We start from the raw sequence: 24669 nt of genomic DNA, 5'->3' as shown, positions 1-24669 counted from the left end.
GCCGAATCGACCGTATTGCGAAAATCGTTACACCCGGGCCAGGAGCATGCGGGGGCCATGTATCCGCGAGGTCTCAACTCGGGAAAGACTGCTGCTCAAACTCGCATTCGATCTTGCTCAGTTGACGGGAAGTGGACTATACCTGTCGGCGTCTGCACAGCTTTTCCGGCGACGCGGACAAGGGGGACACGGGGGAAGGGCCGAGGACAGCACGACGGGTGCGTCCGATGCCGGATCCTCCCGACCCCCCACTGCACCTGGCTAGCCTGAAATCAGCAATACCCAAGCGCAACTGACCGCGGTGGCGGGGCCCTTCGCCTGAGGCGAATATCTACGGGCGACCGGTACACACCGCCTGAGTCCTGGAGAAGGCGAGGACTTGAGCATGGGATCCACCTCCGCCCACAAGAATGAGGGCCTTGGCCGTCGCGATGTGATCAAGCGATCGGCCGCACTCGGCCTGATCAGCGTTCCGACGATGGGCTTCCTGTCGGCGTGCGCCAGTGGCGACAGCAGTAGCGACAAGAAGGTCGAGAAGGGCAAGGTCACCAAGGCCAACCCGCTCGGTGTCAACGAGACTGCCCCGCTCGAGGTGGTCATCTTCGACGGCGGCTTCGGCCAGCAGTACGCGATCGACGCGGAGAAGAAGTACAACGCCGCGTTCCCGAAGGCCCCGAAGGTCAAGCACGTCGCGACCCAGAAGATCCAGTCGCAGCTGCAGCCCCGCTTCAACGGCGGCACCCCGCCGGACCTGATCGACAACTCCGGTGCCGAGCAGATGGACATGGGTGTCCTGGTCGGCAAGAAGCAGCTGCTCGACCTGACGCCGCTGATGGACGCCCCGTCCATCGACGACCCGAGCAAGAAGGTCCGCGACACGCTGCGTCCCGGTGTCCTGGAGATGGGTCAGTTCGACGGCGACCCGGTCTGGATCATGTACTACGCGTACACCGTGTACGGCGTCTGGTACTCGCAGACCGCGCTGGAGAAGCTCGACGCGGAGTACCCGGAGGACTGGGACGCCATGCTCGCCCTCTGCGCGAAGGCGAAGAAGCAGGGCATCGCGGGCTGGACGTACGCCGGTAAGTACCCGTACTACCTGCCGTTCTCGCTCTACCCGTTCATCGGCAAGATCGGTGGCCGGGAGGTTCTCGACAAGATCGACAACCTGGAGCCGAACGCCTGGAAGGACCCCGCGGTCAAGGCGGCCTTCGAGGCGTACTACGAGCTGTACAAGAAGGGGTACATCCTCAAGGGCACCCCCGGCCTGACGCACATCCAGTCGCAGACCGAGTGGACCAAGGGCAAGGCGCTCTTCCTCCCGAACGGTTCGTGGGTGGAGAACGAGGCCGCGCCGACCACGCCCAAGGACTTCAAGATGATGGTCGCGGCGCCGTCCAGCCTGGACTCGTCCGACAAGATGCCGTTCGGCACCATCTGGGCCTCCGGCGGCGAGCCCTTCGTCGTCCCGGCCAACGCGAAGAACCCCCAGGGCGGCATGGAGCAGCTGCGCATCATGCTCTCCGAGGAGTCCTCGAAGAACTTCACCAAGCAGGTCAAGTCGCTCAGCGCGTTCAACGGTGGCACCGACGGTCTGACCCTGTCGACCGCCATGCAGTCCGGTGTCGACGCGCTGAAGAAGGCCGGCGACAACGTGGTGAACCCGCGCATGCAGGACTGGTACGTGAAGCTCCAGAAGGAGCAGATCGGTGTCGCCGGTATCGGCGAGATGATGGCCGGCCGCGCGACCCCGGCGGAAGCCATCAAGAAGATCCAGGCCTTCGCCGACGCGGCGGCCAAGGACCAGTCCATCAAGCACTACAAGCACCAGTGAGCAACCGTCACCAGCGGCGGCACCCGCAGAAAGATCGGGGTCGGTAAACGATGCAGCACGGCAAGTACCGTTTCATCGTGGGATTCTTGGTACTCCCACTCGCGTTGTACGCGGTCTTCGTCATCTGGCCGTTCATCCAGTCCATCTACTACTCGTTCACGGACTGGACCGGCCTGAGCCCGGACTTCAAGATGGTCGGGTTCGACAACTACACGAGGATGCTGAAGGACGACATCTTCTGGAAGTCGTTGCAGCACAGCGTGTTGCTCGTGCTGCTGCTGCCGCTGGTGACGCTGGGCCTGGCGCTCTTCTTCGCCTTCATGCTCAATGTCGGGGGCCGGCGGCGCAAGAACGCCGCGGTCTCCGGCGTGCGTGGCTCAAGTTTCTACAAGATCGCCTATTTCTTCCCGCAGGTGCTCTCGATCGTCATCGTGGCCCTGCTCTTCCAGTTCGCTTTCAACCCCCGTGACGGGATGCTGAATTCGACACTGGATGGAATCGGTCTGGGTTCCATCCAGCCGGACTGGCTGGGCGACCCCAGTCTCGCGCTGGTCTGCGTCATGTCGGTACTGGTCTGGTCGACGGTCGGATTCTTCGTCGTCCTGTTCTCGGCCGGAATGGCGTCCATCCCGAAGGACTTCTACGAGGCGGCGCTGCTCGACGGCGCCAACCGCTTCACCACGTTCTTCAAGATCACACTTCCGCTGCTCTGGGACACGGTGCAGTCGGGCTGGGTCTACATGGGGATCCTGGCCCTCGGCGTCGAGGCGTTCACCGCCGTGCAGGTCATGACCGTGGGCCCCGGTGGCCCCGACTACTCGACCACCGTCCTGCCGCTGTACGTGTACCAGACGGCCTTCCGCGACGGGCAGGCCGGCTACGCGACGACGATCGGTGTCGGACTGCTCATCGTCACCATGGCCTTCGCCGCCATCGTGATGCGACTGGGCCGGCGCGATCGGCTGGAGTTCTGATGCTGCGACTCCCGGGAGACGGTCCCCGGACCCCCAGCAGGCACCACAGGTCGGCCTCCGTGTCCGGCTCGACAGTACGAGGTGAGTACACGTGAAGACGACTGACACCCCGCCCGCCGCCGCCCCGGCCGCCGATCCCGCCCCGGTGGCCAAGGCGCCCGCATCCGCCGCCAAGGAGAAGAGCAGCGAGGGCCAGGTCCTCAATGTCTTCTCGCACGGTGTGCTGATCATCTGGGCGATCCTGGTCGTCATGCCGCTGCTCTGGGCGGTGATGGCGTCGTTCAAGACGGACGACTCGATCCTGTCGACGCCGTGGGCGCTGCCCGACAAGCTGCACTTCGAGAACTGGTCGCGCGCCTGGAGCCAGGCGCACATGAGCGACTACTTCTTCAACACGGTCGTGGTGGTGGGCTGCTCGCTCGTCGGCACCCTGCTGCTCGGCTCGATGGCGGCGTACGTACTGGCGCGGTTCGACTTCCCCGGCAACCGCTTCATCTACTACATGTTCATCGGCGGGATGAGCTTCCCGATTATCCTGGCGCTGGTCCCGCTGTTCTTCGTCATGAACAACATGGCCCTGCTGAACACGCGCCACGGACTGATCATGGTCTACATCGCGTACTCGCTGCCGTTCACCGTCTTCTTCCTCACCTCGTTCTTCCGGACCCTGCCGAGCTCGGTGGCGGAAGCCGCGATGCTCGACGGTGCCTCGCACACCCGGACGTTCTTCCAGGTGATGCTGCCGATGGCGAAGCCCGGCCTGATCAGCGTCGGTATCTTCAACTTCCTCGGTCAGTGGAACCAGTACATGCTGCCGCAGGTCCTCAACACGGAGCCGGACCACCGGGTGCTCTCCCAGGGCCTGGTCGAACTGGCCAACAGCCAGGGGTACAAGGGCGACTGGTCCGGGCTCTTCGCCGGTCTGGTGATGGCGATGCTGCCGGTCCTCGCGGCCTACATCATCTTCCAGCGCCAGGTCGTTGCCGGCCTCACCGCGGGCGCGGTGAAGTAGCGGCCCGGCACCGCTTCCCCCGTACACACGAACCGCCCGTCGGCCACACGCCGACGGGCGGTTCCTGCGTGCTCCGAGGCTGCTCGGGTGCGGCCGGGGTGCTCATCCGGGGCTTCGGTTGCTCAAGGTCTTGACGGGGGGTGCCGCAAAACGCTCAGCTTAGAGTTCACATGTTAGAGAAAACGGTAGGAGTGAGAGAGTCGATGGAGACTCCGGGGTCGCAGACATCTCTGCATCGCGCCAACCTTGAGCGGGTCGTGCGTGCGGTACGCATGGCCGGTTCGCTCACCCAGGCGGAGATCGCACGGAGCACCGGCCTGTCAGCGGCCACCGTCTCCAACATCGTTCGTGAACTGAAGGACGGCGGCACGGTCGAGGTCACCCCCACCTCGGCGGGCGGCCGCCGGGCCCGCAGCGTCTCGCTCAGCGGGGACGCGGGCATCGTGATCGGGGTCGACTTCGGCCATACGCATCTGCGGGTGGCGGTCGGCAACCTCGCCCACCAGGTGCTCGCCGAGGAGGCCGAGCCGCTGGACGTCGACGCCTCGTCCGCGGAGGGGTTCGGGCGGGCGGAGCAGCTGGTCAGGCGGCTGATCGAGACGACCGGAATCGGTCCGGACAAGGTGATCGGGGTGGGCCTCGGTGTACCCGGCCCGATCGACGTGGAGTCCGGCACGCTGGGCTCCACGTCGATCCTGCCGGGCTGGACGGGCATCAACCCCAGCAGGGAACTGGAGGGCCGGCTCGGAGTGCCGGTGTACGTCGACAACGACGCCAACCTCGGCGCGCTCGGCGAGCTGGTGTGGGGGAGCGGCCGGGGAGTCAGGGACCTCGCCTACATCAAGGTCGCCAGCGGGGTCGGCGCCGGCCTGGTGATCGACGGGCGCATCTACCGGGGTCCGGGCGGCACGGCCGGCGAGATCGGGCACATCACGCTCGACGAGTCGGGCCCGGTCTGCCGCTGCGGCAACCGGGGCTGCCTGGAGACCTTCACGGCCGCCCGGTACGTGCTGCCGCTGCTCCAGCCCAGCCATGGGCCCGATCTCACCATGGAGCGGGTGGTCCAGCTGGCCCGCGAGGGCGATCCGGGCTGCCGCCGGGTGATCGGGGACGTCGGGCGGCACATCGGCAGCGGGGTGGCCAACCTCTGCAACCTGCTCAACCCCAGCCGGGTGGTCCTCGGCGGATCGCTCGCCGAGGCGGGCGAGCTGGTGCTCGCACCGATCCGTGACTCGGTCTCGCGCTACGCCATTCCGAGCGCCGCCCGGCAGCTCTCGGTGCTGCCCGGGGCGCTGGGCGGCCGGGCCGAAGTCCTGGGCGCACTGGCCCTGGTGCTCAGCGAGATGGGGGATTCGACCCTTTTGGAGAGCACCCTGCCGAAGGCCACTCCCGCCTTCACTTAGATAAGGAATGGCACCGTTGTCATCTCGTTAAGGATTTACTCCTTGACGCTGACGGTGCGGCCGAGTTGACTGCCAGCCACCTCGGCCGCACCGTTGCGGCCTCGTCAGGGAGGCAACCCGTATGAACGCAACGACGCGACGCATCGTCATTGGAACGGCCGCACTCTCCATGGCCGTCTCCCTCGCGGCCTGTGGCAAGGCCGGCGACGACAAGGACTCCGGCAGCGGCGGCGACAGCAAGACCATCGGCCTGCTCCTGCCGGAGAACAAGACCACGCGATACGAGACGTTCGACCGCCCCATCATGGAGGCGAAGATCAAGGCGCTGTGCTCCGACTGCGAGGTCAAGTACAACAACGCCGCGGGCGACAGCGAGACCCAGAAGAAGCAGTTCGACGCGCTCATCACCCAGGGCGTGAAGGTCATCATCCTGGACACCGTCGACTACAAGGCCGCCAAGTCCTGGGTCCAGCAGGCCGCGAAGAAGGACGTCAAGGTCGTAGCGTACGACCGTCTCGCCGAGGGCCCGATCTCCGCCTACGTGTCGTACGACAACGAGAAGATCGGCCAGCTCCAGGGCGAGGCGCTGGTCAAGGCGCTGGGCGCCAAGGCCAAGGACAGCAACGTTGTCATGATCAACGGCTCGCCGCTCGACCCCAACGCCCCCTTCTTCAAGAAGGGCGCGCACAGCGTCCTCGACAAGCAGGTCAAGAAGGTCGTTTACGAGCAGGACATCCCGGACTGGTCGCCGGACGAGGCCAACAAGAAGATGGGCGCGGCCATCGACTCCCTGGGCAAGGACGGCTTCCAGGGCGTCTACTCCGCCAACGACGGCATGGCCGGCGGCATCATCACGGCCCTGAAGAAGCAGGGCGTGAAGGTCCCGGTCGGCGGCCAGGACTCCGAACTCGCGGGCATCCAGAGGATCCTGGCGGGCGAGCAGTCCTTCTCGATCTACAAGCAGATCAAGCCGGAGGCCGAGACCACCGCCGAGATCGCCGTCCGGCTGCTGAAGGGCGAGAAGTTCGACGACCTGGCCCCGGTCAAGGTCGACAGCCTCTCGGGCGAGTTCAAGGGCACCCCGTCGAAGCTGTACGACGCCTCGGTCGTGACCAAGGAGAACATCGCCTCCACGATCGTCGCGGACAAGGTCTACAAGGTCGAGGAGATCTGCACCGCCCAGTACAAGGCGGCCTGCGACGCAGCCGGCGTCAAGTAATCCGCCGTCGGCAGGCGTCACCCGATCCGGTCCGGCACCCGCCCCGTCAAATGCCCCGCAGCAAGGGGCGGGCGCCGGACTTCTCACCGGTCCCGGTCACCGCACACGGCCGCCCTCCGGGGCACGGCCTGGGCCCCGGCAGGCACGGAACCCCTTGCCGGGCGCGGTCTCGGCGCGTGGTCGTCCCCCGGCGACGACGTTCCGAGGCCGGCCCCGAAGGTGTTCGGCTCTCCCGGCGGCCCGGTGACCAACACCGCCCCCTGTGCTCAGCAGCACCATCCCCGCCGGTCAGGCGGCGAAGGAGATGATTCACGTGTCCGCTACGCCCGTGCTGGCGTTGCGCGGAATCTCCAAGCGGTTCGGCGCCGTCCAGGCGCTCACCGATGTGGACCTGGAGATTCGTTCCGGCGAAGTGGTCGCCCTGGTCGGCGACAACGGCGCCGGCAAGTCGACGCTCGTCAAGACCATTTCGGGTGTCCACCCGATCGACGAAGGCTCCATCGAGTGGGAGGGCGTGCCGGTCCGGATCAACCGGCCCAATGACGCCCAGGACCTCGGAGTCGCCACCGTCTACCAGGACCTGGCCCTCTGCGACAACCTCGATGTGGTCGCCAACCTCTTCCTCGGCAGCGAAATGCGCAAGGCCTCCGTGCTCGACGAGATCGCGATGGAGAAGCGCGCCAAGGAGCTGCTGGACACCCTGTCCATCCGGATCCCCAGCGTCCGTATCCCGGTCGCCTCGCTCTCCGGCGGTCAGCGCCAGGTCGTGGCCATCGCCCGCGCCCTGATCGGTGACCCCAAGGTCGTCATCCTCGACGAGCCGACCGCCGCCCTCGGCGTGGAGCAGACGGCCCAGGTCCTCGACCTCGTGGAGCGGCTGCGCGAGCGCGGCCACGGCGTCATCCTCATCAGCCACAACATGGCCGACGTGCGCGCCGTCGCCGACAAGGTGGCGGTGCTGCGGCTGGGCCGCAACAACGGAGTCTTCGACGTGGCGACCACGTCCCACGAGGAGATCATCTCCGCGATCACCGGTGCCACGGACAACGCCGTCACGCGCCGCCAGGCCCGCACAGCCACGAAGGAGGACGCCAAGTGAGCGACCTCGCCAAGACCCCCGAGTCCCCCAAGACCCCCGAGTCCCCGAAGTCCCCCGGGACCCCCGAGGTTTCCACCGAGAAGCCCGCGGCCGGAAAGCCCGCCGCGACGGCCGAGCCGTCGGCGGCTCCCATCCCCGCGGTGGACCCGCGCCTGCTCGTCCGCGCGGAGGGACTCGCGGGCTACTGGACCGAGTTCACCCGCAAGGTGCGCGGCGGCGAACTCGGCTCGCTGCCGGTCCTCGTGGGCCTGATCGTCATCGCGATCGTCTTCCAGTTCCAGAACAGCAACTTCCTCTCCGCCAGCTCCCTCGCCAACATCGCCGTCTACAGCTCCGGCCTCGGCATCATGGCGGTCGGCATCGTCTTCGTGCTGCTGCTCGGCGAGATCGACCTGTCCGTCGGTTCGGTCGCCGGTGTCGGCGCGGCCGTCTGGGCCGTGCTCAACGTCAACCACGGCTGGGACGACTGGACGGCGGTGCTCGTCGCGGTGCTGTCCGGCATGGTGCTCGGCGCGCTGCACGGCTTCTTCTTCGCCAAGATCGGGGTGCCTGCCTTCGTCGTCACCCTGGCCGGATTCCTCGGCTGGAGCGGTCTGCAGGAGTGGATGATGGGCGGTGAGGGCTCGATCAACACACCGTCCGGCAGCATCGTCGAGAACCTCACCAACTACTTCTTCGAGGACAAGGCCGCCGGATACGGCCTCGCCCTGGTCGCCGTCCTCGCGTACGCCGCCTCGCTCCTGGTGGACAGCCGGCGCCGCCGGGCCGCGGCCCTGCCCGCCCGTCCGACCGCCGAGATCGTGCTCCGTACCGGCGTCGTCGCCGTCCTGTGCTTCGCCGTCGCGTACGTGCTGAACGAGCCCTCCGGTGCCCGCGGCCTGCCGCTGGCCCTGGTGCTCTTCCTCGCCGTGCTGGTCATAGCGGACTTCGTGGCCCGCCGGACCACCTTCGGCCGCCAGGTCTTCGCGGTGGGCGGCAACCCGGAGGCCGCACGCCGCGCCGGTATCAACGTCGACCGGATCCGGATCACCGTCTTCGCGCTCTCCGGAATGCTGGGCGCCTTCGGCGGCCTCTTCATCGCCAGCCTCTCCGGCGGCGCCACCAAGAGCGTCGGCGGCGGCAACACACTGATGCTGGTCATCGCGGCCGCCGTCATCGGCGGCACCAGTCTCTTCGGCGGCCGGGGCAAGGTCTGGTCCGCGCTGCTCGGCATGATCGTGATTCAGTCGATCCAGCAGGGCCTGAACATGATCGGGATGGCCAACGCCATCCAGTACATGATCACCGGCGCGGTGCTGCTGGCCGCCGTGGTCATCGACTCGGTCTCCCGCCGCACGCAGAAGACCGCAGGTCGCGCGTAAACCGCAGGTCGCGCGCAAGAAGACCGTGGGCCGCACTTAGCAGGCCTTGCGGCGCTCGTAAAGGCCCTACGGACAGCCCTGAAATATCACATCCGCACCGTTCAGTGCCCGGCGCCCGGACAGGGAGCCGGGCACTGCGGGGTGCGGGTACGCGGGGTGTGACAGCACTCTCCATGCCCGATGCCCGCGCGGCCGGACGGAACATTAGACTCATCGGATCGGCATGCTCGACCAGCTCAATACGCAAGGAGGCACGGGTGGCTCTGCTGACCCGCATCGGTGGACCGCGTGACCTGGACCGGCTCACTCCCGAGCAGCTGGACCAGCTCGCCGAAGAGATCCGGACCTTCCTGGTCGACGCCGTATCGAAGACCGGTGGCCACCTCGGCCCCAACCTGGGTGTGGTCGAGCTGACCATCGCCCTGCACCGGGTCTTCGATTCGCCGAAGGACAAGGTCCTCTGGGACACCGGCCACCAGAGCTACGTGCACAAGCTGCTCACCGGCCGCCAGGACTTCTCCAGGCTCAAGATGAAGGGCGGCCTGTCCGGCTACCCCTCGCAGGCCGAGTCCGAGCACGACGTCATCGAGAACTCGCACGCCTCCACGGTCCTCGGCTGGGCCGACGGCCTCGCCAAGGCAAACGAGGTCCTCAAGAAGGACGACCACGTCGTCGCGGTCATCGGTGACGGGGCGCTCACCGGCGGCATGGCCTGGGAGGCGCTGAACAACATCGCCGCCGCCAAGGACCGCCCGCTCGTCATCGTCGTCAACGACAACGAGCGCTCCTACGCGCCGACCATCGGCGGCCTCGCCAACCACCTCGCGACGCTGCGCACCACCGACGGCTACGAGCGGTTCCTGGCCCGCGGCAAGGACCTCCTGGAGCGGACCCCCGTCGTCGGGAAGCCGCTGTACGAGACGCTGCACGGCGCCAAGAAGGGGCTGAAGGACTTCATCGCCCCGCAGGGCATGTTCGAGGACCTCGGTCTGAAGTACGTCGGCCCGATCGACGGCCACGACATCGAGGCCCTGGAGTCCGCGCTCCAGCGCGCCAAGCGCTTCGGCGGACCCGTCATCGTGCACTGCCTCACCGAGAAGGGCCGCGGCTACACCCCCGCTCTGCTTGACGAGGCGGATCGTTTCCACGCGGTCGGCAAGATCCACCCCGACACCGGCCTCCCGGTCGCCACCTCCGGACTCGACTGGACCTCCGTGTTCGGCGAGGAGATGGTCAAGCTCGGCAAGGAGCGCGAGGACATCGTCGCGATCACCGCGGCCATGCTCCAGCCGGTCGGCCTGACCAAGTTCGAGAAGGCGTTCCCGGACCGGATCTACGACGTCGGCATCGCCGAGCAGCACGGCGCGGTCTCCGCGGCCGGCCTCGCCACCGGCGGACTGCACCCCGTCTTCGCGGTGTACGCCACCTTCCTCAACCGCGCCTTCGACCAGGTCCTGATGGACGTCGCGCTGCACAAGTGCGGTGTGACCTTCGTCCTGGACCGGGCCGGTGTCACCGGCACCGACGGCGCCTCGCACAACGGCATGTGGGACATGTCGATCCTCCAGTGCGTGCCCACGCTCCGGATCGCCGCCCCGCGCGACGCCGACCAGGTCCGCGCCCAGCTGCGCGAGGCCGTCGAGGTCGACGACGCACCGACGGTGGTCCGCTTCTCCAAGGGCGCGGTCGGCCCGGCTGTCAAGGCCGTCGGCAGGGTCGGCGGCATGGATGTGCTGCGCGAGCCCGGCACCACCCGTCCGGACGTGCTGCTGGTCTCCGTCGGCGCGCTCGCCCCGATGTGCCTGGAGATCGCCGATCTGCTGGAGGCCCAGGGCATTTCGACGACCGTTGTCGACCCGCGCTGGGTCAAGCCGGTCGACGAGGCCATGGCACCGCTCGCCGAGCAGCACCGGGTCGTCGTCACCGTCGAGGACAACAGCCGGGCCGGCGGCGTCGGCTCCGCCGTCGCCCAGGCGCTGCGCGACGCCGGGGTCGACGTACCGCTGCGTGACTTCGGCATCCCGCCGCGCTTCCTCGACCACGCCTCCCGCAAGGAGGTCATGGCCGAGATCGGGCTGACCGCGCCGGACATCGCCCGCCAGGTCACCGGCCTCGTGGCCAAGCTGGACGGCCGCTTCGAGAGCGCTGCCGACAGCCGCTCCGTGATCGAGCCCGCCCGCGACTGACGCCAGATCCTTCGTCAGGACCTGGCGGACACCGATACGACCGATGGGCCGGTCGGGTCACCCTGTACGGGTGGTCCGTCCGGCCCATTAGCGTGAAATCGCCCGGTCCGGCGCGCTGGGCCGCCGGTGCGGTCCCAATCATGGCGTACACGACGAGTGCGTGGAGGTACGCCGGTGACTGCCCAGCAGGACACACCACCCAGCAGTGACGGACTGTTCCGGACCAAGACGGTCGAGCAGTCCATCCGCGACACCGAGGAGCCGGAGCACGCACTTCGCAAGTCCCTCTCCGCCCTGGACCTCACGGTCTTCGGAGTGGGTGTCATCATCGGCACCGGCATCTTCGTCCTCACCGGCAAGGTGGCCAAGGAGACGGCGGGACCCGCCACCGCACTCGCCTTCGTGGTCGCCGGCGTCGTCTGCGCGCTGGCGGCGCTCTGCTACGCCGAGTTCGCCTCCACCGTCCCGGTCGCCGGCTCCGCCTACACCTTCTCGTACGCCTCGCTCGGCGAACTGGTCGCCTGGATCATCGGCTGGGACCTGGTGCTGGAATTCGCGCTGGGCACGGCGGTGGTGGCGGTCGGCTGGTCCGGCTACGTCCGCTCACTGATGGACAACTTCGGCTGGCACATGCCCACCGTGCTCTCCGGACCCGATGTGGCAAAAGGATTCGGCTTCGACATCCTGGCCTTCGCCCTGGTGCTCGTCCTGACCGTGGTGCTGGTGCTCGGCATGAAGCTGTCTGCCCGGGTCACCACCGTCGTCGTCGCCATCAAGGTCGCGGTGGTCCTGATCGTGATCATCGCGGGGCTGTTCTTCGTGAAGGCCGCCAACTACTCGCCGTTCATCCCCGAGGCGCAGCCGCAGCCCCCGGGCTCCGGACTGACCGCGCCGCTGGTCCAGCTGATCTTCGGTTTCGCGCCCACCAACTTCGGCGTCATGGGCATCTTCACCGCCGCCTCCGTCGTCTTCTTCGCCTTCATCGGCTTCGACGTGGTGGCCACCGCCGCCGAGGAGACCAAGCAGCCGCAACGTGACATGCCACGTGGCATCCTCGCCTCACTCTTCATCTGCACCGTGCTCTACGTCGCCGTATCGCTGGTGGTCACGGGCATGGAGCACTACAGCGAACTGTCGGTGGAGGCCCCGCTGGCCGACGCCTTCAAGGCCGTCGGCCATCCCGTCTACGCCGGGCTCATCAGCTTCGGTGCCGCGATCGGGCTCACCACGGTCTGCCTGATCCTGCTGCTGGGACAGACCCGGGTCTTCTTCGCGATGAGCCGGGACGGGCTGCTCCCGAGGTTCTTCTCCAAGACCCACCCGAAGTTCGGCACCCCGTACCGCCCGACCGTCCTGCTCGGCGTGATCATCGCGATCGTCGCCGGATTCACCAGCATCAACGAGCTGGCGACGCTGGTGAACATCGGCACGCTCTTCGCGTTCGTCGTCGTGGCCCTGGGCGTGCTGGTGCTGCGCCGCACCCGCCCCGATCTCCACCGGGCCTTCCGCACGCCGTGGGTACCGCTGATCCCCATCCTGTCGGTGGCCGCCTCGGTGTGGCTGATGCTCAATCTGCCCGCGGAGACCTGGCTGCGGTTCGCCGTCTGGATGGCCATCGGCGTGGTCATCTACTTCGTCTACGGGCGTGGGCACAGCCGGATCAACGAGCCCGTGGGCCGGCCGTAGCGCGAGGCCGTGGCAGAAGGCCGGTGCGCGACGGAGTGTCAGGCACCGGCCGTACTCGCCGTCAGCCGCCGGTGGCGGGGGACTTCTTCGCGGACTCCGGGATCGTGGCGTCCTCGCGGATGGCCTTCCAGAGGTCGTCGGCCTGCGGCTGGGCCGCCACCACGCGGTTGCGGTCCTGCTTGTCGTACGCCACCGGAAGCATGATCGTTTCCATGGTGCCCGGGTCCACGCCGTTCATCGACCGGCCGAACTCCGCGAGGGACTTGAGCGAGGCGAGCTCCTCGTCGGTGGTCAGCGACTTGGTGGCCGAGCTGGCGATCTTGTAGGACTTGGTCGGACTGCCCAGCAGGTCCTGCGACTTGACCTCGCTCAGCAGGGCGAGCAGGAACTGCTGCTGGAGCCCGATCCGGCCGAGGTCGCTGCCGTCCCCGACGCCGTGGCGGGTACGGACGTAGGCGAGGGACTCGGTGCCGTCGAGCCTGTGCGTGCCCTTGGTGAGGTCGAGGCCGGACGACTTGTCGTGGATGTCCTGCGGGACATCGATCGTGACGCCCCCGATGGCGTCCACCAGATCCTTGAACCCGGCGAAGTTGATCTCCAGGTAGTGGTCGATCCGGACCTCGGACATCTTCTCGACGGTCTTGACCACGCAGGCCGGACCGACCTGCGAGTAGACGGAGTTGAACATCACACGGTTCGCCGACGGCACCGTCGAGCCGTCCGCCTTGGTGCACTCGGGCCGGGTCACCAGGGTGTCGCGGGGTATGGACACGGCGACCGCCTTGGAGCGGCCCTCGGGGATGTGGACCACCATCGCGGTGTCGGACCGGGCGCCGCTGACGTCACCGCCGCCGCCCAGCTCCTTGTTCTCGGCACCGGCCCGTGAGTCGGAGCCCAGCACCAGCAGGTTCTGGCCGCTGGTCGGCAGCTTCTCGGGGCGGTCCTCACCGAGCGCCCTGTCGATGTTCACGCCCTGGATGTTTCCGTCGAGGCGGCTGTAGAGCCAGTAGGCGGTGCCGCCGCCCGCGAGCAGCAGGACGAGCAGGATGCTGAGGGTGATCTTGAGGCCGCGGCGGCGCTTGCGAGGGCCCCCGCGCTTCCGGCCGCCGCCATGTGACGCCGAACGGCCTTCGCGCGTGCCCTGGGACATGGCGTCGTGGCTCATCGTGGTCGAGTCCTCAAATCTCGTGGCCCGGGGTGGGCTGTGGAGTGCGTGGGACTCGGGTGGGGGGTGTGGCCGGTCCGTGCGTGCATGACTGAGCGTGCACTATAGAACAGAGGATCGCTCGAATGGGTGTTTTGGGCCCCAGAATCATGATCTGAGCAGCCCGAATTACTATTCGTTCATGACTTGGTTGATCACGGGTGGGGCCGGTTTCATCGGGGCGCATGTCGTCCGTGCCATGAGCGAGGCCGGTGAGCGGGTCGCCGTGTATGACGACCTCTCGACGGGCGACCGCTCGCGTCTGCCCGCCGACGTCCCGTTCATCCAGGGCTCGACGCTCGACGCGGACCTGCTGCGGAGCACCCTGGCGGAGCTGCGGGTGCGCGGGGTGGTGCACCTCGCCGCGAAGAAGCAGGTGGCGGAGTCCGTCGAGCGCCCGCTGTTCTACTACCGGGAGAACGTGCAGGGACTGCAGACCCTGCTGGAGTCCGCGGCCGACAGCGCGGTGCGGGCGTTCGTCTTCTCGTCGTCGGCGGCCGTCTACGGCATGCCCGATGTGCGGCTCGTCACGGAGGCGACCCCGTGCGCCCCGATCAACCCCTACGGCGAGACCAAGTTGGCGGGCGAGTGGATGGTGCGCGCGGCCGGAAAGGCGCACGGCATCGCCACCGCCTCGATGCGGTACTTCAACGTGGCCGGCGCGGCCACCCCCGCCCTCGCCGACACGGGCGTCTACAACCTGGTGCCCATGGTCTTCGAGAAGCTGACGCGCGGCGAGGCCCCGGTGGTCTTCGGCGACGACTACGACACCGCGGACGGCACCTGCGTACGGGACTTCATCCACGTCGACGACATCGCCTCGGCCCACCTCGCTGCCGCGCGGGCCCTCCTCGACCGGGAGCCGGGCACCGACCTGACCGTCAACATCGGCCGCGGCGAGGGCGTCTCGGTGCGCGAGATGATCGAACTGATCGGTGAGGTGACGGGGTACGGGGCCGAGGCGGCCCCGGTCTCGGCGCCGCGCAGGGCGGGCGACCCGGCCAGGGTGGTCGCCTCGGCCGACCGGATCCGTACCGAACTGGGCTGGTCCGCCCGGCACGACGCCCGCGAGATGGTCGTCTCCGCGTGGGAGGGCTGGTGCCTGAGGCATCCCGGTGCGCGTCGGACCGCCACCGCCACCAGCTCGGCCTGAGCATGCCATGGCTTGTTTATGATGTCTCGATCCAGCACCCGTGACCTGCACGGGCCTGTTCACAGGGAGGGTGACGAACAGCGATGCGCAGCGCCTCCCCACGTGAAGCGAAGCAGCGGAACGAGCCGGTGGCGGAGGCTTCCGCACAGCTCGACCGGGCCCTCGGCGGCCCCTGGCTGCTGACCGGACACGACGGCAGGCTGACCGCGTACGTCCACGTCGAGGGCGCCGTGCTGCGCTGGACCGAGTCCGCCCCCGGCGGCCGGCGGTGGACGGGAGCGGACGTCCTGCCCGCGAAGGACATCGAACGGCTCACCGTGGTGCAGGGGCAGAATCGTTACGCCCATCTGCTGGGGCGCCGGGTCCGGCCCCGGGCCGACGGCTGGACGAACGTGGACATCATGTACGCCACGCAGTACCAGACGGCCCGCCCGATGACGCAGTGGCGCTCGCTGGGCAATCCGTTCAAGGAGATCGACAAGGCGGTCGAGACGGGCGTCCCGGCCGCCGCGGTCACCAGCGACGGCGCGCTGCACGTCTGCGTCCCGACCGGACCGGGCGGCGTCGCCCTGCGCCGCGAGGACAAGCGCGGCCGCTGGGAGGCCTGGGCCCAGCTCCAGGTGTCCGGCGTCACCGACGGCCCGGCGCCCGCGGCGACCTCGTCCGGCCTGGTGGAGGTCCTCGTCCCCACCCGTACCGCTGCCCTCCAGCTCCGCCAGCCGGAGCCGGGCGGCGCCTTCGTGCGCGGCTACGACGCGGCCGTGCCTCCGCTGCCCGGATCGGTGACCGCGCTGGAGACCGCCCCGGGCCGGCTGACGTACTACCTGACCGACGCGCGGGGCGGCGGCGTGGTCGCGGTCCGGGCGGGCAGCTGGCCCGTACCGCTGGGGGGCAACCCCGGGGACGGCCGCATCGCCGCGGTCCGGACGACGGTGGACGGCTTCGACTGCACGGTGCTCGCGGTCCGCGGGGCCGACGGGACGGTCAACCTCGGGGTCTGCGCGACCGAGGGCGAGCAGTCCGGCTTCTGGTGGACCGGCACCGGAATGAGCTGTACCGGGGATCCGGCCCTGGCGGCCGACGGCTACGGAAGGGCGGTCGTCGCGGTTCTCGGCACCGACGGCTCACTGTCCGTCGCACGCCAGGAGGACGGCCAGGGGCTGACCCTCGGAGACTGGAGCCGGGTATGAGCGCCATGGGCCCGGCCCAGCGGGTGACGATCGTCGCCGCACGCCATCGCGAGGCGGTGGCGCTCGTCGCGGCGGAGGGAGCCGGCGCGGAGATCGGCGTGCTCTGCGTCGAGGAGGACGGCAAGGACGGGCGGGCGGCACTGGACCGCGCGCTCGCGGACGCCGAACGGCGCGGCTGCAAGGTCGTGGGATCCCCGCGCACCGTCGGTACGCAGGACGGCGGTGACGCGCTGCTGCGGGAGCTGCGCGCACTGCGCCCGCAGCGGGTGCGCCTGGCGGACCCCGATCCGGTGCACGTGTCGTACGACAAGGAACGCGACGTCCCCGTGCACGACGAGCCGCCCGAGAACGCCGACTCTGCGCTCGCCGCGCTGGCCGCGGCCCGCGAACACCAGCTGGAATCGGGCGTCCCGGTCTTCGTCGACTGTCACCGCGCCGGTGCGGACGGGCAGCCCGGTACCGCTCCGCAGCCGCGCTACCCGCACCCGGCGCACTGGCTGACCGAGGGATTCGACGGCAGACTCTCCGCCTTCCTGCCCTCGGCGGCGGGCGTCGTGCGATGGACGCAGCGCGAGCCGGGGGGTGCGGCCTGGCAGGGGCCGGAGCTCCTTCCCGGCCCGCGGCTGATGCCCGGACTCCGGGTGGTCCGGGACGCGCACGGCTTCCCGCATCTCTTCGCGCTGCGCCGGACCCCGCTCAAGGGCGGCGGCGAGGACGTCGCGGTGGTGCGGGCCACCCAGTACCGCACCGGGCACCCGCTCACCCCGTGGCACTCCCTGGGCAGCCCGAACCCCGGCCACCAGCACCGCAGCCGGGAGGTCGGCTTCCCGACGGCCGCGTTCGACGCTGCGGGCGGGCTCTTCGTCTTCGTACGCAACTTCGGGCACAGCGTGAGCTACCGGCACCAGGGGGCCGACGGCGTCTGGACCCCCTGGCAGCATCTGAGCGGCGTCCGCGTCGCCGACGAGCTCGTCACCGTGACCACGGCCGGGGGAGGGGTCGAACTCTTCGCGCGAGCCCGGGACTCCGCCGCCGTGCTGCGCTGGTACCGCTCCGGGCCCGACGGCGCGTGGACCGAGGACCGGTCGGTGCCGTTCTCGCCCCGTCCCGGATCCCTGGCGGCCGGGCCCGAGCCGGGGACGGTTCTCTTCCGTGACGCGAGGACCAACGAGCCCTGTGTCTGGTGGCCGGGCGCGACGGGACCGGTGCCGCTCGGCGGCGCCGACGACGGTGCGGGACCGGTCACCGGTGTCCGGGGCGTCGAGGCGGACGGCTGGTCGTACTCCCTGCTGGTCCGGTCCGGACCCGGAGGCGCCTGCGCGGTCGGGGTGTACGCCGAGGGCCGGGCGGACGCGGGCGTGTGGTGGAACGCACTTGCTGCGGATTCCGCTGTGATGCCCGCGGTTGTCCGGGATCGTGCGGGGGTTGTTACCTTGGCGACCCTCGTGGCCGGATCGCAACTGGGACTCTCTCACCGAGAGTCACCGTCCGACGGATTCGACTTCGATATCTGGCACACAGCGTGACGGTTTGGTGGCTCTGATGATCTTTTTTGCCACCCGGTTGGCCGAAACTGGTTAAGTTCTTGATAAAGTCTGTGAATCTTTCATGTGAAGGATTCGGGGGAGTCTCGTGAACATCCGGGTGTCCCCTGACCGTGTATGGATCGACGGGGGCCTGCCGCTTTCGTTCTCGTGACTGAGGGGTTATGGCCAAGCTGTCCTTGCGTGCCGTCCAGAAGCTCACCTGCAAGAAGCGTGACGCCTGGTGGACGGTGATCCTGGTCGATCCCGTGGCCACGCGGATGCTCATCGTGATGGCGCGGTTCAACTTCATCACGCCGAACCGTGTGACGTGGGCGGCGCTGTTCGTCGGACTCGGTTCCGCCGGGTTCTTCCTCAAGGGCGACATCCAGTCCCTGATCATCGGGGCGGCGCTCTACCACCTGAGCTTCATCCTCGACTGCATCGACGGAAAGCTCGCGAGGCTCAAGGGCAACGGCACCGTCTTCGGCGGCTGGCTCGACTATGTCTTCGACCGCATCAGAGTGCTCTTCTGTGCCCTCGCCCTGATGGGCGGGCAGTACCTGCGCAACGGTGATGAAAGGTTTCTGCTCGCCGCGCTGATGGTCGTCTTCCTCGACATGCTCCGGTACGTCGACGCGCTCCAGATCTACAAGATGCGCATGTCGATGCGGACAAAGATCGAGAAGGTCACCCGGGAACGCCAGGAGGCCGAACGCGCGGCCGCCGCCGAGGGCCCGGCGGAGCCCGAGGCGCAGCAGATCCGGTTCATGGAGGACCTGCTGCGGGAGAACCCCGAGGCCGAGGCGGAGCTGCTCAAGGAACAGGCGGGCGGCGCCGGACACGTCGTGGACCTGCACGCCCAGTTCCGTCACCGCTTCCCCTGGTACCTGCGGGTGCGGCAGGCGCTGCTGCGCAGCCGGATCAGGCCGCACCTCATCAGCGGCATCGAGTTCCAGATGTTCGTCTTCATCGTCGGACCGCTGATCGGCCAGATCCTCCTGACCACGGTGATCTCCGCGGTCCTGCTGGGGATCTTCGAGCTGATCATCATGTACAAGTTCTGGCTCTCCACCCGCGACTTCACCCATGTGATGGCCGAGCTGGCCGAGCCGCCGTCCGGCGCGGGCTCCATCGCCCCCCACCTCCACCGGGGCCGGCACCGCCGCGGTGTGCAGGGCGACCCGCTCTCCGCCCCGGAGTTCCAGACGCCGCCCGCCTACGAGGACCCCGGATTCCAGCCGTACCCCGAGCCCTACACCTCGTACGGGGCACCGGACCAGCCGTCCCCGGACCAGCAGCCGACGCAGGCGTTCCAGCAGCTGCCGACGCCCGCGTACCAGCAGATGACACAGGCGTACCAGCAGGTCCGGACGCAGGGGTACGACCAGCAGGCGCAGGGCCGGCCGGTGTACGGCGCCCCCGGTGCCATGCCACCGAACCACGGGTACCCGGGCGATCGTGAGGGCGTCGGATGAACCACGAGCAGGACACACCCGACGTCTGGGTCACGGTGGTCATCCCCGCGTACAACGCGGCCACGACGATCGGCAAGGCGCTCCAGTCCGCCGTCAACCAGACGTACGAGCTGGTCGAGGTCGTCGTCGTCGACGACGCCTCCACGGACAACACCCTCGACGTCGTGAAGAACTTCGCCGGGACCAACGGCCGCGTCCGCGTGCTGCGCCGGCCCACCAACAGCGGCGGCGTCGGCGCGCCCCGCAACCTGGGCATCGCGCAGGCCGCCGGCCGGTACGTGATGTTCCTCGACGCCGACGACGAGCTGCCGCCCCGTGCCTGCGAGCTGCTGCTGGCCGGTGCGCTGGAGAGCGGCAGCGACATCACCGCGGGCAAGGCCGTCCGGGTCAACCGGGCCACCGGCGAGAGCGAGGGCTGGGCCCCCGAGGTGTACGCGCTGGCGCGCACCGTGCCCGGCCTGGCGGAGTTCCCGCTGATGCTGGCCGACCCGATCGCGGCGGCGAAGCTGTACCGGGTGGACTTCCTGCGCTCGGGCGGGGTCTGGTTCCCCGAGGGCGTCTTCTACGAGGACACGTACTTCTCCACCGTGGCGGGCTGCCTCGCCGACGGGATCACCGTCATCACCGACCCCGTCTACCGGTGGATGTGGGAACCCGAGGGCGGATCGATCACCGGCCGCACGGGCGAGCTGCGCTCCATCAGCGACCGGGTCGCGGTGCACCGCGCCACCGACGCGTTCCTCCTCGACCGCGGACTGTGGCAGCTCAAGGTCCGCAAGGACTCCAAGTTCCTCGCCCACGACCTGCGCCTGTACATGCGGGCGCTCGCGGAGGGCGACCCGGAGTTCCAGCAGGGGTTCGCCGAGATCGCGAGCAACTACCTCTTCTCCATCAGCGACGAGGCGTTCGAGCTGTGCGACCCGGTCGACCGGGTCAGGGCCTACCTCGTCATGTACCAGGAGACCGAGGCCGCGCTCACCACGCTCGACTACGTGCAGCGCAAGAGCGTGCTGTCGTCCTTCCTCGTGGAGGAGGACGGCCGGGTGTACTGGTCGGGCGACCATCTGCACCTGCCGGACGCCCGGCGCATGCTCGATGTGACGGAGCTCGGCCTCTCGGCGGCCAAGCTCGCCCAGGAACCGCTCTTCGCCCAGCTCGACGAGTGGTCCGTGGACGACGGGAAGCTCCGGTTCGAGGGCAGGCTGGTCAACCGCTTCGGGCGGATCGAGCCCGGACACGACCTCAAGCTGACCCTGGCCGTACGCAACCGCCACACGAAGAAGGACGTCACCGTCCCGGTCGACGGCGTCGACATCGACGAACGGTTCGTCGGCTTCGGCGGCACCGTCGACCTGCCCGCCGTCCTCGGCGACGATTTCTCCGAGAGCACGGTCTGGAACGTGTCGGTCGTCGTCGAGTGGAACCGGGCCAGGTCCCGCTCCCCGCTCAACGTGCGCGACGTGGACCTCTCCGGGCTGACCTTCCTGGCGAACGGGGAGGAGCTGGAGGGCTACCGCACGATCAGCGGCAACCTCGCGCTGCGGGCCGCCACGGCGGGCCGCAAGTCCTTCGAGTCCGCGCAGAACGACCCCGACGCGCCGTGGATGTGGTGGCGCGGCCGGATCCACCCTCCGATCTCCCGCCTGGACCATCCCTTCGAGATGGCCGTCGTCGTGCCCTGCTACAACGTGGCCAAGTACCTGGACGACTGCCTCGGCTCGATCGCGGCCCAGGAGGGCTTCGCCGCCACCCAGGTCATCCTGGTGGACGACGGCGCCACCGACGAGACGCCCCGGATCCTCGACAACTTCGCGCAGTACTACGCCAACGTCACGGTCGTCCACCAGACCAACGGCGGACTCGGAAACGCCCGGAACAACGGCCTGGACCGGGTCACCGCGCCGTATGTCACCTTCCTCGACTCCGACGACATCCTCGGCGAGCGGGCCCTGTCGCACATGCTCCAGGCGGCCTGGCGGGACGGCTCCGAGCTGGTCGTGGGCGACCTGGTGAACTTCCCCGACCGGCCCTACGGCCCGTGGAAGCAGTACTTCGGCAAGGGCGACCGTGTCATCGACGACTTCGCCTCCGTACCCGACCTGATCTTCAGCGGATCCGCGTGCAACAAGCTGTTCAGCACCCAGCTGCTGCGCCGGCTCGGGGTGCGCTTCGGCGAAGGGGTCCACTTCGAGGACTCCTGGGTGACCCTGCCGAGCATGCTGCGGGCCAACGCCATCAGCCTGGTCGACCGCCCGGTGTACTACTACCGCGGGCGCCCCGACGGGTCCTCCATCATGGACTCGCTGTGGAGCAAGCCGGCGAACTACCGGGACCACCTGCGGCTCAACCACTTCCTGCTGGACTACACCGCCGCCGAGCGGGCCGACATCCGGCACATGTTCCAGCGCTATGTGACCCGCACCTACAAGGGCTTCCTGTGCAACGCCCGTAACGTCATGGGCCGGACGCAGCTGGAGGAGATGTTCCCGGGCATCTGCCGCCACTACGCGCAGATACCCGACGAGGTCATCCTCGAATACGCCACCAACCCCGCCCAGCAGCTCGACCACTACGCGGCGAAGAGCGGGAACTTCGAGCTCTTCTGCAACCCGGAACCGGCGCTGGAGAACGCCCCGCTGGCGCTGGAGATCGACGACGACGGCTTTTACCGGACCTTCCCGGGCGGCACTCAGAACACCCGGACCGCCCGCGTCAACGACCCCAACGTCGTCGTCGAGTCGGTCCGTACCCGGGGCGACGTGCTGGTCGTGGAGGGCTGTCTGGCCTTCCCCGGCATGGACATCAGCGGCGCCATGGTGAACGAACTGGAGTTCGTCTACCAGACCGCGCACGCCAAGGTCGTCGTACCGCTGCGCCAGGTCGCCCGCCGCGACCTCTGGAACACCCGCAACGGCCGCGACCTGTACGCCGGCTGGTACGCGGAGGTCCCGGTCAAGGACCTGACGCGCGGCGGATTCGGGGTCGGTGACTTCCGGCTCCGGGTGCACCGCGTGGACCGCTCGCGGCAGCGCAACGTCGTCATGAAGGCGCGCCTTCCGCTGCACCGGCTCAAGGGCCCCGGCCGGATCGCCGGCCACCCCTACATGCTGACCATCGGCGGCCAGGACGCGCTGCACCTGCGGCTGATCGACCGGAAGCCCGTCGCGCGGGCGAAGCACGCCCTGTGGCGGACGGCCCGCGAGATACGCATCCTCAAGACCCGCAACCCGGGCTGGCGCATGCGACTCGCCTACTGGCTCACGTACCCGTTCCTCAACTCCCGTGAGATCTGGCTCATCGGCGAGCGGTCGGACACGGCCCAGGACAACTCGTACCACTTCTTCAAGTGGATGCGGACCCACCGCAAGCGCCGCAAGGCGTACTACGTCATCGACGGGAACTCCCCCGACTACAAGAAGGTCGCCCCCTACGGCCGGGTGATCAAGCTCGGTTCGTTCAAGCACCGGATGTATCTGCTGCACGCGACCAAGCTGATCGGCTCGTACGACTCCGAGTCGTACCTGCTGCCCGAGGGCTACCGGAAGGTGCTCTTCCTGCACCGCTTCGGCGAGCTGCTGAAGTACCAGCGGGTCTTCCTCCAGCACGGGATCATCTACAACGACGTGACCTCCGGTGTGGACCAGCGGATCACCAGTTACGACATGATCGTGACCACCGGCCGTCAGGAGCGCGCCTACCTGGCGGAGGAGGCCGGCTTCGGCGACCGCGCGGTGCTGGCGGGCCTGCCCAGGTTCGACGCGCTGCGGCGGGAGCCGGGGGAGCGTCCGCGCATCCTGCTCATGCCGACCTGGCGGCAGTGGATCGTCACGGCCTCCTACAAGAAGTCCGCGGGCCCGGCCAAGACCGCCTTCACCCAGTCCGAGTACTTCCGGTTCTACCGGTCGCTGCTCTCCGACCGGCGGCTCGCCGCGGCCCTGGAGCACTTCGGCGTCGACCTGGAGTTCTTCCCGCACTACGAGATCCGGCCCTACCTGCACAACTTCCGGATCGACTCGCCCGCGATCGAGGTCGCCGACCCCGGTACGCGCAACGTCCAGGAAGCCATGAAGGAGTGCTCCCTCATGGTCACGGACTACTCCTCCGTCTTCTTCGACGTGGCCTACATGGGGATTCCGCTCGTCCATGTGCCCTTCGACGAGGAGGACTTCTACGGACGGCACTACAAGCGGGGCTACTTCAACCTGACGGAGCACGGCTTCGGCCCGGTCTGCCGCACCGTCGACCAGGCCGTGGACGAGATCATCGCCTCGATGGCCAGGGGCTTCACCGTCGAGAGCCCGTACCGCGAGCGCGCGGAACACTTCTTCGCGCATCGCGGCGAGGGCAACTCCGAGCGTGTCCACGAGGCGATCGACGCCCTGGGAACGGCGAGCGCCGCCGACCTCGGTCCCTCCGGCCCCGTCGCCGCCCTGCCCGCCACCCGCGCGCACCGGGACGACGACATTCGCGGCGTACCGGACGCCGGCGCGGCGGCTTTGGACATGGCCGGCCGGGGAACGTACGAGAACGGGTGGGACCGTGCTGTCTGACTGGAATCCCGAGCAGGGCAGGCCCCGCCGGATCTTCCTCGCGGGCGACTCCGCCGCGGTGACGCGGGAAGCGAGCAAGGCGCCGATGACGGGCTGGGGCCAGGTGCTCCACTTCTTCCTCAGCTCGCAGGAGGTGGAGATCGTCAACTGCGCACGGGCCGGAGCGAGCGCCCGCACGTTCAGCGAGCGGGGCAGGCTCGACTGGATCCTCCAGAACATCCGTCCCGGGGACTACCTGTTCACCTCGTTCGGCATCAACGACGCCAAGCCGGAGGAGTGGCTCCGTACGGAGGCGTACGGCGACTTCCCGCACCACCTGCGGAAGTTCGTCGACGGCGCGCGCGAACGCAATGCCCATCCGGTGCTGATCAGCCCGCCGGAACGGGACACCCACGATGTGCACGGCAACCTGCCGAGGAGCATCACGGAGTACGTGATGGCGATGCGCGACCTCGCGGCCGAGTGCAGCGTCCCCTACGTCAACCTCTACGACCAGACCCACGGCTGGTGGGAGGGGCTGGGTCCGGAAGGCGTGCGCCCCTTCTTCATCCACCTGGAGCCGGGGGAACACCCGAACTACGCGGAGGGGTTCCACGACCCCGGCCACATGACGCCGGAGGGGGCCATCGCGTGCGCGCGCTATGTCGCCTACGCGCTGGTGGAGCAGCGGATCGTGCCACCGCACTGGGCCGTCAACCTCGACCGCGCGGACTTTCCTCCGGAGTGGGTGAGCTGGCTCGACGAGGAGACACACGCCGAACTGACCAGGTCACGCACGCTGGGCTCGAACTGAGAGT

The 24669-nt window shown here is 68.6% G+C and carries 16 protein-coding genes; 15 read left to right on the top strand and 1 reads right to left on the bottom strand.

Going from position 1 to position 24669, the window contains the following annotated elements; all coding sequences use genetic code 11:
* Positions 1-385 precede the first annotated feature (385 nt).
* From ngcE to ACFYY7_RS06555, 9 genes are all read left to right on the top strand, one after another.
* Complete coding sequence (gene ngcE, locus ACFYY7_RS06595; protein ID WP_388657871.1) at positions 386-1834, top strand: N-acetylglucosamine/diacetylchitobiose ABC transporter substrate-binding protein; 1449 nt, start codon at positions 386-388, stop codon at positions 1832-1834.
* Positions 1835-1884: 50 nt separating this feature from the next.
* Complete coding sequence (locus tag ACFYY7_RS06590) at positions 1885-2808, top strand: carbohydrate ABC transporter permease (protein WP_388657869.1); 924 nt, start codon at positions 1885-1887, stop codon at positions 2806-2808.
* A gap of 91 nt (positions 2809-2899) precedes the next feature.
* Positions 2900-3820, top strand: a complete 921-nt coding sequence (locus ACFYY7_RS06585; RefSeq protein ID WP_388657867.1) for a carbohydrate ABC transporter permease — start codon at positions 2900-2902, stop codon at positions 3818-3820.
* A gap of 203 nt (positions 3821-4023) precedes the next feature.
* Complete coding sequence (locus ACFYY7_RS06580; RefSeq protein ID WP_388657865.1) at positions 4024-5223, top strand: ROK family protein; 1200 nt, start codon at positions 4024-4026, stop codon at positions 5221-5223.
* 121 nt (positions 5224-5344) lie between these two features.
* On the top strand, positions 5345-6442 hold the full coding sequence (locus ACFYY7_RS06575; protein WP_388657864.1) for a substrate-binding domain-containing protein: 1098 nt from the start codon (positions 5345-5347) through the stop codon (positions 6440-6442).
* Between the two features lie 304 nt (positions 6443-6746).
* Entirely contained in the window at positions 6747-7541 is a 795-nt protein-coding gene (locus ACFYY7_RS06570; protein WP_388658396.1) for an ATP-binding cassette domain-containing protein, read from the top strand.
* Entirely contained in the window at positions 7538-8902 is a 1365-nt protein-coding gene (locus tag ACFYY7_RS06565; protein ID WP_388657861.1) for a sugar ABC transporter permease, read from the top strand. The genes ACFYY7_RS06570 and ACFYY7_RS06565 overlap by 4 nt, the downstream gene beginning before the upstream one ends.
* 257 nt (positions 8903-9159) lie before the next feature.
* On the top strand, positions 9160-11088 hold the full coding sequence (gene dxs / locus ACFYY7_RS06560; protein WP_266729110.1) for a 1-deoxy-D-xylulose-5-phosphate synthase: 1929 nt from the start codon (positions 9160-9162) through the stop codon (positions 11086-11088).
* Positions 11089-11262: 174 nt separating this feature from the next.
* On the top strand, positions 11263-12774 hold the full coding sequence (locus ACFYY7_RS06555) for an amino acid permease (protein WP_388657858.1): 1512 nt from the start codon (positions 11263-11265) through the stop codon (positions 12772-12774).
* 61 nt (positions 12775-12835) lie between these two features.
* Here the strand turns inward: ACFYY7_RS06555 and ACFYY7_RS06550 are convergent, their stop codons facing one another.
* Positions 12836-13939 (bottom strand): LCP family protein, encoded by a 1104-nt coding sequence (locus ACFYY7_RS06550; protein WP_388657855.1) that lies wholly within the window; start codon positions 13937-13939, stop codon positions 12836-12838.
* A gap of 181 nt (positions 13940-14120) precedes the next feature.
* Between ACFYY7_RS06550 and galE the strand changes: the two genes are divergently transcribed.
* The 6 genes from galE to ACFYY7_RS06520 all read left to right on the top strand — a co-directional run bounded on the left by galE (position 14121) and on the right by ACFYY7_RS06520 (position 24665).
* Positions 14121-15131 carry a UDP-glucose 4-epimerase GalE gene (galE, locus tag ACFYY7_RS06545; RefSeq protein WP_388657852.1) on the top strand — a complete coding sequence of 337 codons (1011 nt, stop codon included), beginning with the start codon at positions 14121-14123 and terminating at the stop codon, positions 15129-15131.
* 128 nt (positions 15132-15259) lie between these two features.
* Positions 15260-16321 (top strand): hypothetical protein, encoded by a 1062-nt coding sequence (locus ACFYY7_RS06540; RefSeq protein WP_388657849.1) that lies wholly within the window; start codon positions 15260-15262, stop codon positions 16319-16321.
* Complete coding sequence (locus ACFYY7_RS06535) at positions 16318-17847, top strand: hypothetical protein (protein WP_388657846.1); 1530 nt, start codon at positions 16318-16320, stop codon at positions 17845-17847. The genes ACFYY7_RS06540 and ACFYY7_RS06535 overlap by 4 nt, the downstream gene beginning before the upstream one ends.
* 182 nt (positions 17848-18029) lie before the next feature.
* Positions 18030-19322: a CDP-alcohol phosphatidyltransferase family protein gene (locus ACFYY7_RS06530; protein WP_388657843.1), complete on the top strand. Its 1293-nt coding sequence runs from the start codon at positions 18030-18032 to the stop codon at positions 19320-19322.
* Positions 19319-23872, top strand: coding sequence for a glycosyltransferase (locus tag ACFYY7_RS06525; RefSeq protein ID WP_388657840.1), 4554 nt, complete (start codon positions 19319-19321; stop codon positions 23870-23872). The genes ACFYY7_RS06530 and ACFYY7_RS06525 overlap by 4 nt, the downstream gene beginning before the upstream one ends.
* Positions 23862-24665, top strand: coding sequence for a rhamnogalacturonan acetylesterase (locus ACFYY7_RS06520; protein WP_388657838.1), 804 nt, complete (start codon positions 23862-23864; stop codon positions 24663-24665). Before ACFYY7_RS06525 ends, ACFYY7_RS06520 begins: the two co-directional genes overlap by 11 nt.
* Positions 24666-24669: the final 4 nt, after the last annotated feature.

The sequence above is a fragment of the Streptomyces sp. NPDC001933 genome, from assembly GCF_042890955.1.
Lineage (GTDB): Bacteria > Actinomycetota > Actinomycetes > Streptomycetales > Streptomycetaceae > Streptomyces.
Note: the sequence above shows the minus strand (reverse complement) of the source record. Positions and strands in the feature narration are given on the sequence as shown.